Source organism: Pseudomonas sp. NPDC087029, assembly GCF_044745345.1.
GTDB classification, from domain to species: Bacteria; Pseudomonadota; Gammaproteobacteria; order Pseudomonadales; family Pseudomonadaceae; genus Aquipseudomonas; species Aquipseudomonas faucium.
Genome location: NZ_JBIVAB010000016.1, coordinates 122,871 through 134,456, shown reverse-complemented (window position 1 = coordinate 134,456; position 11,586 = coordinate 122,871). Strand labels below are relative to the sequence as shown.

10 protein-coding genes and 1 pseudogene are annotated in these 11,586 nt (G+C 66.3%); 5 read left to right on the top strand and 6 right to left on the bottom strand.

The window, feature by feature from the left end:
- The 6 genes and pseudogenes from ACIPG5_RS21865 to benA form a co-directional block, all read right to left on the bottom strand.
- A pseudogene (locus tag ACIPG5_RS21865) lies at nt 1-200 on the bottom strand (muconate cycloisomerase); the annotation flags it as partial.
- A 29-nt stretch (nt 201-229) separates the two neighbouring features.
- Nucleotides 230-1,573, bottom strand: a complete 1,344-nt coding sequence (locus ACIPG5_RS21860; protein ID WP_401378102.1) for an MFS transporter — start codon at nt 1,571-1,573, stop codon at nt 230-232.
- Between the two features lie 53 nt (nt 1,574-1,626).
- Nucleotides 1,627-2,388, bottom strand: coding sequence for a 1,6-dihydroxycyclohexa-2,4-diene-1-carboxylate dehydrogenase (locus ACIPG5_RS21855; protein ID WP_401378099.1), 762 nt, complete (start codon nt 2,386-2,388; stop codon nt 1,627-1,629).
- 193 nt (nt 2,389-2,581) lie between these two features.
- A complete protein-coding gene (benC, locus tag ACIPG5_RS21850; RefSeq protein ID WP_176512082.1) occupies nt 2,582-3,592 on the bottom strand; it encodes a benzoate 1,2-dioxygenase electron transfer component BenC in 1,011 nt (336 codons plus the stop codon).
- A 72-nt stretch (nt 3,593-3,664) separates the two neighbouring features.
- Entirely contained in the window at nt 3,665-4,150 is a 486-nt protein-coding gene (gene benB / locus ACIPG5_RS21845) for a benzoate 1,2-dioxygenase small subunit (RefSeq protein WP_176512081.1), read from the bottom strand.
- Nucleotides 4,147-5,505: a benzoate 1,2-dioxygenase large subunit gene (gene benA / locus ACIPG5_RS21840; protein ID WP_401378096.1), complete on the bottom strand. Its 1,359-nt coding sequence runs from the start codon at nt 5,503-5,505 to the stop codon at nt 4,147-4,149. Before benA ends, benB begins: the two co-directional genes overlap by 4 nt.
- A 644-nt stretch (nt 5,506-6,149) precedes the next feature.
- Here benA and ACIPG5_RS21835 point away from each other — a divergent pair.
- From ACIPG5_RS21835 to ACIPG5_RS21815, 5 genes are all read left to right on the top strand, one after another.
- Nucleotides 6,150-7,211 (top strand): 3-deoxy-7-phosphoheptulonate synthase, encoded by a 1,062-nt coding sequence (locus ACIPG5_RS21835; RefSeq protein ID WP_401378093.1) that lies wholly within the window; start codon nt 6,150-6,152, stop codon nt 7,209-7,211.
- A gap of 80 nt (nt 7,212-7,291) precedes the next feature.
- On the top strand, nt 7,292-7,573 hold the full coding sequence (locus ACIPG5_RS21830; RefSeq protein ID WP_144173004.1) for a peptidylprolyl isomerase: 282 nt from the start codon (nt 7,292-7,294) through the stop codon (nt 7,571-7,573).
- A 16-nt stretch (nt 7,574-7,589) separates the two neighbouring features.
- Complete coding sequence (locus ACIPG5_RS21825; protein WP_401378089.1) at nt 7,590-9,515, top strand: extracellular solute-binding protein; 1,926 nt, start codon at nt 7,590-7,592, stop codon at nt 9,513-9,515.
- A complete protein-coding gene (locus ACIPG5_RS21820; protein ID WP_176512078.1) occupies nt 9,512-10,570 on the top strand; it encodes a microcin C ABC transporter permease YejB in 1,059 nt (352 codons plus the stop codon). The genes ACIPG5_RS21825 and ACIPG5_RS21820 overlap by 4 nt, the downstream gene beginning before the upstream one ends.
- On the top strand, nt 10,570-11,586 hold the full coding sequence (locus ACIPG5_RS21815; RefSeq protein ID WP_401378086.1) for an ABC transporter permease: 1,017 nt from the start codon (nt 10,570-10,572) through the stop codon (nt 11,584-11,586). Before ACIPG5_RS21820 ends, ACIPG5_RS21815 begins: the two co-directional genes overlap by 1 nt.

The following is an 11,586-nucleotide window of genomic DNA, read 5'->3' as shown; positions in this document are numbered from 1 at the left end:
ATGCCCTCGGGGCTCTCGTAGCCGTAGGCCAGGCCGCCGATGGTGGTGGCCTCGCCGAGGCCTTCGATGCCGTCGCTGCATTGGAGGCGCAGAACCACCAAAGTCTGCTGCTGCATCGTATGCATGGCCAGCTTGTGCGGGCGGATGGTCGGCAGGTCGACGATGATCGCGTCGATACGCTCGAGGGTCGGGCTTGTCATGCCATAGGCTCCAGTTCAATCAGTGAGGGTCAGGCCGTCGCCGCCAGGGCCTGGCGCCGGCCGCTGGCCAGGTGCACGGCCATGGCCAGCGCGGCAATGGCGCCGGGGATGGCGAAGGCGATGAAATTGAGTTGCAGCGGCAGGTTGATGCCCATCAGCGCCCCACCGAGCAGCGGGCCGACGATGGCGCCATTGCGGCCGATGCCCGAGGCCCAGCCAAGGCCGGTGGAACGCACCGACAGGCCATAGAGCTGGGCGGCGCCGGCATACAGCAGGATCTGCGTGCCGATGGTGGTGGCGCCGGCGATGAAGATCAGCAGGTACAGCACCGGCATCGGGCTGTTGACGCCCAGGAGGCTGATCGACAACGCCGCCGCCAGGAAGAACGCGACCTTGACCTTGACCAGGTTGTAGCGGTCGCCCAGCCAGCCGCCGAGGATCGCCCCGGCCATGCCGCCGAAGTTCAGCGCGAGCAGGAACGACAGGCTCGAACCCAGGCTGTAGCCGGCGTTGGCCATCAGTTTCGGCAGCCACGAGCTGAGGGCGTAGACCATCAGCAGGCAGCAGAAGAACGCCAGCCACAAGGCCAGGGTGCGGGTGGCCAGGCCGTTGCGGAACAGGTCCAGCACGGCGCTGAACTTGCCGGCCCTGTCGCGGGGCAAGCCCGCTCCCACAGTGAACTGCAGGGTGTCGCCGGGCTGGATGTCGCAGCTTGGGTCCAGGCGCTTGAGCAGCTTGCGCGCCTCGTCGCTGCGGCCCTGGCGCACCAGGAAGCCGATCGACTCGGGCAGGTAGTAGAGAATCACCGGCAACAGCAGCAGCGGGATGGCGGCGGCGAAGAACATCGACTCCCAGCCAAAGCGCGGCAGCATGAAGATGCCCACGCCGGCCGAGAGCATGCCGCCCAGCGAGTAGCCGCTGAACATGATCGCCACCAGCGTGCTGCGCAGGCGCTTGGGCGCGTATTCGTTCATCAGCGCCACGGCGTTGGGCATCAGGCCGCCGCAGCCCAGGCCTGCGATGAAGCGGTAGAGGCCGAACTCGCTGGGGCTGCTGGCGAAGCCGTTGAGGATGGTGGCCCCGGAGAACAGGGCGAAACAGATGGCGATGCCTTTCTTGCGCCCGATGCGGTCGGCCAGGCTGCCGAAGGCCAGGGCGCCGAACATCATGCCGAACAGCGCGTAGCTGCCCAGGGCACCGGCCTGCAGCGGGGTCAGGCCCCACTCTTTCATGATCACCGGCAGGACCACGCCGTAGATGAACAGGTCATAGCCGTCGAAGATCAGCAGCAGGCCGCACCAGGCCATGACCATCCAGTGGAAGGGGCTGAAGCGGGCATTGTCGATGATCGGGTGCACGTCGAGTGTTCGCATGGCATCGGTCTCTGTTGTTGTTTTTGTGGAGTAAAAGCGTGCCTGGGGGGCGTTCAGCCGAGGTCGCCGCCCCCTACCGGCAGGGTTACGCCGGTGATGTAGGAGGCGTCGTCGGAGGCCAAGAAGAGGATTGCGCCGACCTGTTCGTCGATGCTGCCGTAGCGGTGCATCAGGCTGCTGGCCAGGGTCTGGTCGACGATCTGCTGGTACCAGGCCTTGTCCTGTTCGCTCTGCTCGGCGGCGTTGCGCGGCACCCGCCGCGGCGGCGCCTCGGTGCCGCCGGGGGCGGTGGCGTTGACGCGGATGCCGCGCCCGGCGGTTTCGAAGGCAAGGCAGGCGGTGAGCGCGTTGACGCCACCCTTGGCCGCGCCGTAGGGCACGCGGTTGACGCTACGGGTGGCGATGGACGAGACGTTGACGATGGCGCCACTGCCGCGTTCGAGCATGTAGGGCAGCGCCGCGTGGCAGCACCACAGGGTGGGGAACAGCGAGCGACGCACTTCGGCTTCGATCTGCTCGACTTCGTAGTGCTCGAATGGCTTGGCCCAGAGGGTGCCGCCGACGTTGTTGACCAGGATGTCGAGGCGGCCGAAGGTGTGTACCGCGGTGGCCATGACCTGGGCGCAGTCGCTGTGTTGTTCGAGGTCGGCGGTGAGGGTCAGCATGCCCTCCCCGGCCAGTTCGTGGACCAGTTCGGAACGGTCCACGGCGACCACTTGCGCGCCTTCGGCCTTGAGCCGCCAGCACACGCCACGGCCGATGCCCTGGGCGGCGCCGGTGACCAGGGCGACCTTGCCTTGGAATCTGTTGTTCATTTCCATCTCCTGCTTGATCCGAAATTGCCGGGAGGGCTGCGCCCTCCTTCGCGACACAAGGCCGCTCCTACAAACACCGCGCATTCCTGTAGGAGCGGCCTTGTGTCGCGAAAGGGCCGCAGCGCGGCCCCAACCCTTGCCCAGACAAAAAAAGGCCACCCTCACCCGCACGATGCGAATGCCCCAAATAACCTCACGCCGCTGCGGCGAACTTTTCGTAGTAGAAGTTGGCCGGCGTAATGCCCTGCTCGCGGATGTACTGGCTGACCGCCTCGACCATCGGCGGTGGCCCGCACAGGTACACGTCGACATCGCCGCCATTGAGGTGGCGCGGCTCGATGTGCTGGGTCACGTAACCCTTGCGCGGGTACTCGCTTTCAGGGTTGGCCACGCAGGCGCTGTAGGTGAAGTTGGGAATGCGCGCGGCCAGGGCCTGCAGGCGGTCCAGTTCGACCAGGTCGAAGTCGTTGGTGACCCCGTAGATCAGGTGCAGCGGGTGCTCGCTGCCGTGCTCGGCGATCTTCTCGAGCATCGCCGTGAACGGTGCCAGGCCCGTGCCGCCGGCCAGCAGCAACAGCGGGCGCTGGATCGGGCGCAGGTAAAAGCTGCCCAGGGGCCCGGCCAGGCTCATGCTGTCGCCGGCCTTGGCCAGGCTGGTGAGAAAGCGGCTCATCAGCCCGCCAGGCACGTTGCGGATGAGGAAGCTGACCTCGCCGTCCTTCTGCAGCGAACTGAAGGAATAGGCCCGGCTCTGTTCGCTGCCCGGCACCTTGAGGTTGACGTACTGCCCCGGCAGGAACGCCAGCCGGCTCAGGGCTTCGCCCTTGATCGACAGGGCAATGGTGCTGGCCGACAGTTGGCGCACGTCGCTGATGGCCGCCTCGAAGCTGGCCTGTTCGGCCTTGCACAGCTGCGAGGACGCCGGAATGCGCAGCACGCAGTCGCTTTCGGCGCGCATCTGGCAGGTCAGCACGTAGCCGCCGGCGATTTCCTCCTCGCTCAGGGCGTCTTCGATGAAGTTGTCGCCCAGCGCATAGCGCCCGGATTCGGCCTTGCACTTGCAGGTGCCGCAGGCGCCGTCGCGGCAGTCCAGGGGGATGTTGATGCCTTGGCGGTAGGCGGCGTCGGCCACGGTTTCATGGCCGCTGGCCTCGATGAAGCGGGTCACCCCGTCTTCGAAATTAAGCGCGATCTGGAAGCTCATGTTGCACCTCGCGGGCGAAGCTGGCCGCGGCGCGCCCTTGGGGCACACCGAGCGGCTCGCATTACCTGGGATTCAGATGTGGTAGATGTCGATGACCTGGCGCACGTAGTCGTTTTTCAGCACCACCTTCTTGGCCAGGATCAGCGGCTGCTCGCCGCGCAGGTCGAGGCTGTAGTAGCTGGTGCCGAAGTAGCTGTCGGTGGTCTTGTAGCGAAAGCTCAGGGTGTGCCAGTTGAAGCGCACCTGGCAGCGGCCCTCGCCCTGCTCGACGATCTCGATGTTGCTGATGTTGTGCGAGGTGCGGGTGTCCGGCACGGTGGCGCTGGAGCGCTCGGTCTTGATGCGGAACACGCGGTCCTCGAGGCCGCCGCGGTTGCCGTACCAGATCAGCGAGATCTCGCTTTGCGGGTCCTGGGTGAGGCGGTCGTCGTCGTCCCACGCCGGCATCCAGAACGTGGCGTCGCTGGCGTACAGCTCCAGCCACTGATCCCACTGGGCGTCGTCCAGGTAGCGCGCTTCGCGGTAGAGGAAGTCGCGCACGGTGTCATGCAGGCTCATTGCACGGCCTCCACGGGGATCAGCCGCTGCTCGTCCTTGAGCGCCTGGATCATGGTGTCCTGCCAGTACTTGTGCTGCAGCACGAACAAGCCCTCGTCCTCGGTGCGCACGCCCGAGAGCAGCGGCTTGAGTTCGATCTCCTGCGCGGCGTCATCGGCACCCTCGACCCAGTGCAGGGCACCGCGGGACATGTCGTTCCAGCCGGTACCGCCGCCATAGCCGGTCTGGCAGGAGCGGAACTCCTCCAGGTCGTCCGGGGTGGCCATGCCGCTGACATTGAAGAAGTCTTCGTACTGGCGGATGCGCTTGGCGCGGGCATCGGCGCTCTCGCCCCTGGGGGCGATGCAGTAGATGGTGATTTCGGTCTTGTTCACCGAAATCGGCCGGGCGATGCGGATCTGCGAGCTGAACTGGTCCATCAGGTAGACGTTGGGGTACAGGCACAGGTTGCGCGAGTTCTCGATCATCCAGTCGGCGCGGGCCTGGCCGAAATCGGCGGCGAGCTGGTCGCGGCGCTCGTAGGCGGGGCGGTCCTCGGGGTTGGCCCAGCGGGTCCAGAGCAGCAGGTGGCCGTGGTCGAAGGAGTAGAAGCCGCCGCCCTGCTTGGCCCAGGCGCCGGCGCTCATGGTCTTGATCTCATCGCCCGCCTCGCGCTGCTTGCGCTGGTTCTGGGTGGCGGCGTAGTTCCAGTGCACGGAGCTGACGTGGTAGCCGTCGGCACCGTTCTCGGCGGTGAGCTTCCAGTTGCCTTCGTAGATGTACGAACTGGCGCCGCGCAGCACCTCCAGGCCTTCAGGGGACTGGTCGACGATCATGTCGATGATCTTCGCCGACTCGCCCAGGTGCTCGACCAGGGGTTTGACGTCGGCGTTCAGGCTGCCGAACAGAAAGCCCCGGTACGACTCGAAACGGGCCACCTTGGTCAGGTCGTGGGAGCCGTCGCAGTTGAAGCTTTCGGGGTAGCCGGCGTTGCTTGGATCCTTGACCTTGAGCAGCTTGCCGCTGTTGTTGAAGGTCCAGCCATGGAATGGGCAGGTGTAGCTGGCACGGTTGCCGCGCTTGTGCCGGCAAAGCATGGCGCCGCGGTGGCTGCAGGCATTGAGGAAGGCATTGAGCTCACCGTCCTTGTTGCGCGCGATGAAGATCGGCTGGCGCCCCATGGTCAGGGTGAGGAAGTCGTTTTTCTCGGGGATCTGGCTTTCGTGGGCCAGGTAGATCCAGTTGCCCTCGAAGATGTGCTTCATCTCCAGGTCGAACAGGCGTGGGTCGGTGAACATCTCGCGCTTGCAGCGGTAGATGCCCTGTTCACGGTCGTCCTCGAGCATGGCATTGAGGTAGTCGAATCCCAGGGACATGGCCAGGGTCTCCATTGTTATTGTTCAGACCGGCTCAGGTTAGGGCGCAGGGCCGGGCGGCAATATCCAATGGCTGCACAGTGCTATCCGTTTTCTGCAGGCCAAGGCACAAATGATCGGCGCCATAGCAATTTTCCATTGAACGCGGCGCACTACCTGCAGTAAGCTCGGGCTCATTCACTGGAGAGCAACATGCCGAAACACACCCGCAACCACGCCAACCACACCGGCCGCAGCCTGCGCCCTGTGCTGGCCGTTGCTGGCTGCAAGGCTGCTGCCGGCTTCTATTTTGGGTATTGGTTTAGCCACTAGGCGCCGATACCCACACGGCGCCCACCTTCGAGGGGCCGCCGAACATGAGAATACTCAACCCCCGGTCGGCTCCCCGACCGGGGGTTTTGCTTTTCAGGCCTTTGAAAAATTACCGATTCATCTTGAGGACAGATTCATGAACTACGCCACTTATTACTACGCAAGCACCTACGCCTGGCGATTTAGCCAATCCCGTTCGGGCCAGCCTGCCGCCTCCGATCGGTCCATCTCCGGTGGCAATGCTGCAGACAATCAATCAACGACTAGTCGAACACCTCGATAGGGCCGACCACGCGGGCCAGAACCCGCCGTCCGCCCAGGGAACCTACGCCATGCACGCTTCGAACCTCGCTCTGCCCCTGACCCAACCGCAGGCTGCCAACACCACCGTCAGCCAGCGCCTGCCCAGCCCGCACCTGCTCAAGCAGCAGATGCCGCTCTCGGGCGAACTCGCCCAGCAAGTCCACAGCCAGCGCCAGGCCATCCGCGCCATCCTCGAAGGCCGCGACCCGCGCCTGTTGGTGATCGTCGGCCCGTGCTCGATCCACGACCCCCGCTCGGCCCTGGAATACGCCGACCGCCTGGCCGCCTTGAGCCGCGAAGTCGGCGACAAGCTGCTGCTGGTCATGCGCGCCTACGTGGAAAAACCGCGTACCACGGTGGGCTGGAAAGGCCTGGCCTACGACCCGCACCTCGATGGCAGCGACGACATGCATGCCGGCATCGCCCTGTCCCGCGGCTTGATGCTGAACATGCTCGAGCGCGGCCTGCCGATTGCCACCGAGCTGCTGCAGCCGATGGCTGCCGGCTACTTCGATGACCTGCTGGGCTGGGCCGCGATTGGCGCGCGCACCACCGAATCGCAGATCCACCGGGAAATGGTCAGCGGCCTGCAGTTGCCGGTCGGTTTCAAGAACGGCACCGACGGCGGCGTGGCCATCGCCTGCGACGCCATGCGCAGCGCCGCCGCAGCGCACCGCCACTTCGGCATGGATGCCCAGGGCTACCCGGCCATCATCGAAACCCTGGGCAACCCGGACACCCACCTGGTGCTGCGCGGCGGCCACAAAGGCCCGAACTACGATGCCAACAGCCTTGCCCAGGCCCGCCAAGGGCTGGCCAAGGCCGGTTTGCAGGCGCGGATCATGGTCGACTGCAGCCACGCCAACAGCGGCAAGGACCCGGCGCGCCAACCGGCGGTGTTCGAGGACGTGCTGGCCCAGCGCCTGGCCGGCGACCGCTCGATTGTCGGGGTGATGCTCGAAGGCCACCTGTTCGATGGCTGCCAGGCACTGGGCAAGGGCCCGCTGAAGTACGGCGTGTCGATCACCGACGGTTGCCTGGGCTGGACGGCGACCGAAGCCATGCTGCGCGATGCAGCCGCCCGCCTGTAGGAAATACGCGGCAAGCCTAGCGAGACATTTCCCGAGCAAGTGCGCTAGGCTTGGCCTTTTCACCCAAGGAGTAGTACCCCATGGCACGCGCCACTGCCCGCCACATCCTCGTCAGCTCTGAAGACAAGTGCAACGAACTCAAGGCCCAGATCGAAGCCGGTGCCGACTTCGCCGAAATCGCCAAGGCCAACTCCACCTGCCCGTCCAGCCGCCAAGGCGGTGACCTGGGCGCGTTCGGCCCGGGCCAGATGGTCAAGGAGTTCGACACCGTGGTCTTCAGCGCGCCGATCAACACCGTGCAAGGCCCGGTGAAGACTCAGTTCGGCTACCACCTGCTGGAAGTGACCAGCCGTCAGGACTGATCGGCTGACAGCGCCGATGGCCCCATCGCCGGCAAGCCGGCTCCCACACAAAGCGCGCGGTGCTCAAGGCCTGCACCTGACCTGTGGGAGCCGGCTTGCCGGCGATAGGGCCGTCAGGCTGGCGTGCATCGCACTGTTGTGCGCAAGCTTCGCCGCCAACGGCGCCCCCACCCACGCCCTCACCGTCTACGGTGAAGCGCCCCGCTACAGCGAAAATTTCCGCCACTTCGACTACGTCAACCCCGACGCCCCCAAGGGCGGCCTGCTGCGCCGCTCGGCCATCGAGATTGGCCAGTTCGACCATATTCTGCCGTTCATCGACAAAGGCACCGGCGTCAGCGAGGTGGATGGCTGGCTGTACGCGCCGCTGGCCGTGCGTTCGTTCGATGAGCCCTACACCGTCTACGGCCTGATCGCCCGGCGCATGGAACGCGGCCCGCAAGATGCCTGGCTGCGCTTCGAGATCGACCCGCGGGCGACCTTCGCCGATGGCCAGCCGGTGCGCGCCGAAGACGTGCGCTTCACCTTCGACAAGCTGATGGCCCAGGGCAGCCTCAAGTACCGCACCCAGTTCGCCGATGTCGCCGGGGTGGCCGTGGAGGACAGCCGCCACGTACGCTTCGACCTGCGCCAACCCCATGGCCGCACCCTGGCCCTGGACCTGGCAAGCCTGCCGGTGCTGCCCGAACACGACTGGGCCGCGCGCGACTTCGCCAACGGTGCCGGCTTCAGCAAACCGGTGGGCAGTGGCCCGTACCGCATCGGGCGCATCGACAACGGCCGCAGCATCACCTTCGAGCGCGACCCGGCCTGGTGGGCCAGGGACCTGCCGGCCAGCCGCGGCCGTTTCAACTTCGAGCACATCCGCATCGAATACTTCGGCGACACCGAAGTGGCGCGCCAGGTGCTCAAGGGCGGCGGCTACGACTACAACCGCGAGTTCTCCGCCACCGCCTACACCCTTGGCTACAACGGCGCGCAGCTCGACGACGGGCGCCTGCAGCGCGCCCACCTGGGCCCGGCCAAGCCGCAGACCGCCCAGGGCTTCGTGTTCAACCTCGACCAGCCGCAGTTCAAGGACCGCCGGGTGCGCCAGGCGCTGGCCATGCTCTGGGACTTCGAATGGAGCAACCGGCAGATGATGCGCAACCTGTACATCCGCCAGCAGAGCGTGTTTTCCAACACGCCGCTGGCGGCGCGCGCGCTGCCGGATAGCGAAGAGCTGAAACTGCTCGAACCGTTGCGCGGCCAGGTGCCCGACGAAGTGTTCGACCAGGTGTTCAGCGCCCCGGTGACCGACGGCTCCGGCATCATCCGCGCGCAACAGCTGCAGGCCCTGGCCCTGCTGCAGCAGGCAGGCTGGCACCCGGAGGGCGACCGCCTGGTCAATGCCCAGGGCCAGCCGCTGGCGTTCACCTTCCTCAACGGCCAGGCCGGCGTCGAGCGCCTGCTGCTGCCGTGGAAGCGCAACCTGGCGCAGATCGGCATCAGCCTGAACATCCGCAACGTCGACTCGGCCCAGTACATCAACCGGGTAATGGCCCGCGACTACGACATGATCGTCACCGGCTACCCGGTGACCCTGTCGCCCGGCGCGGAAATGTACAACTACTTCGGCTCCGCCGCCGCCCATGACCCGGGATCGAACAACCTGATGGTGCTGCAGGACCCGGCCGTGGACCGCCTGGTCGATGGCCTGGTGCGGGCCAGCACCCAGGCCGACATGCTGCGCCACGCCCATGCCCTGGACCGGGTGCTGCAATGGAATTACTACTGGGTGCCCAACTACTACCCGCCCGGCAGCTCGACCGTGTGGTGGAACCGCTTCGGCCTGCCCAAGGTGCAGGCCGCCTACGACGAAGGGCTCGACAGCTGGTGGGAAATCAGCCCTGAGGCGCTGACCAACGCGCAAATGGCCAAGCGCCAGAAGGTTAAGCCATGACCGCCTACATCCTGCGCCGCCTGCTGCTGATCATCCCCACCTTGCTGGCGATCCTGCTGGTCAATTTCGCCATCGTCCAGGCCGCACCCGGCGGCCCGGTGGAGCAGGCGGTGGCGCGCCTGCAGGGGCTCGGCGGTGCAGCCCCGGGCGCCCGCGCCGAGGTGGTGCACGGCGAATCCCGCGCCACCCGGGGCCTGGACCCGAAACTGATCGACGAGATCAAGCGCCAGTACGGCTTCGACAAGACCGCCAGCGAACGCCTGTGGCTGATGCTCGGCCAGTATGCGCGGCTGGATTTCGGCCAGAGCTTCTTTCGCGGCGCCAAGGTCACCGACCTGATCCTCGACAAGTTGCCGGTGACCCTGTCGCTGGGCTTCTGGGCCACGCTGATCACCTACCTGGTGTCGATCCCGCTGGGCATCCGCAAGGCCGTGCGCCACGGCAGCCGCTTCGATGCCTGGAGCAGCGCGCTGATCGTGGTCGGCTATGCCCTGCCCTCGTTCCTGTTCGCCCTGCTGCTGATCGTGCTGTTCGCCGGCGGTACCTCGCTGAACTGGTTCCCGGTGCGCGGGCTGGTGTCCGAGGACTTCGACCAGCTGAGCCTGCTGGGCAAGCTCGCCGACTATTTCTGGCACCTGGTGCTGCCTGTGGGGGCGCTGGTGATCGGCGGCTTCGCCACCCTCACCCTGCTGACCAAGAACGCCTTCCTCGACGAGATTTCCCGCCAGTACGTGGTCACCGCACGGGCCAAGGGCCTGAGCGAGCGGCGGGTGCTGTATGGCCATGTGCTGCGCAATGCCATGCTGCTGGTGCTGGCCGGCTTGCCACAGGCGCTGATCACCGTGTTCTTCGCCGGCTCGCTGCTGATCGAGGTGATCTTCTCGCTCGATGGCCTGGGCCGCCTGAGCTACGAGGCGGCGGTGTCGCGCGACTACCCGGTGGTGTTCGGCACGCTGTTCATCTTCACCCTGGCGGGCCTGCTGTTCCGCCTGATCGGTGACCTGGCCTTCACCGTGCTCGACCCACGCATCGACTTCGACGCGAGGGCGCACTGATGCTGTCGCCGGTTTGCCGTCGCCGCCTGCAACGCTTTCGCCGCAACCGCCGCGGCTGGGTGTCGTTGTGGCTGTTCGCCGCGCTGTTGCTGCTGAGCCTGGGCGCGGAGCTGGTGGCCAACGACAAGCCCTTGCTGCTGGGCTTCAAGGGCGAGCTGTACGTGCCGGCGCTCAAGCGCTACAGCGAACAGCAGTTCGGTGGCCAGCTGCCGTTTCAGCCGGACTACCGCAGTGCCTACGTGCGCCAGCTGATCGAGGGCCAGGGCGGCTGGATGCTGTTCGCGCCGATCCCCTTCAGCGCCGACACGCCCAACTACGACCTGCAGGTGCCCACGCCCAGCCCGCCCAGCGCCAGCAACTGGCTGGGCACCGACGACCAGGGCCGCGACGTGCTGGCGCGGGTGCTGTATGGCACCCGGGTGTCGCTGCTGTTCGCCTTTGCCCTGACCGTGGTCAGCGTGCTGGTCGGCCTGACCGCCGGCGCCTTGCAGGGCTACCACGGCGGCTGGGTCGACCTGCTCGGGCAGCGCCTGCTGGAGGTGTGGTCGGGGTTGCCGGTGCTGTACCTGCTGATCATCCTCAGCGGCTTCGTCGAGCCGGATTTCTGGTGGCTGCTGGGCATCATGGCGCTGTTCTCCTGGTTGACTCTGGTCGATGTGGTGCGCGCCGAGTTCCTCCGTGGGCGCAACCTGGAATACGTCAAGGCCGCCCGCGCCCTGGGCCTGCCCGACAGCCAGGTGATGCTGCGCCACATCCTGCCCAATGCGATGAATGCCACCTTCACCTATGTGCCCTTCATGCTCACCGGGGCCATCACCACCCTGACCGCACTGGACTTCCTCGGCTTCGGCATGCCAGCCGGCAGTGCGTCGCTGGGCGAGCTGGTGACCCAGGGCAAGCAGCACCTGGAGGCCCCGTGGCTGGGCTTTACCGCGTTCTTTGCGCTGGCGGTGATCCTGTCGCTGCTGGTGTTCATCGGCGACGCCCTGCGCGAGGCGTTCGACCCACGAAGCTAG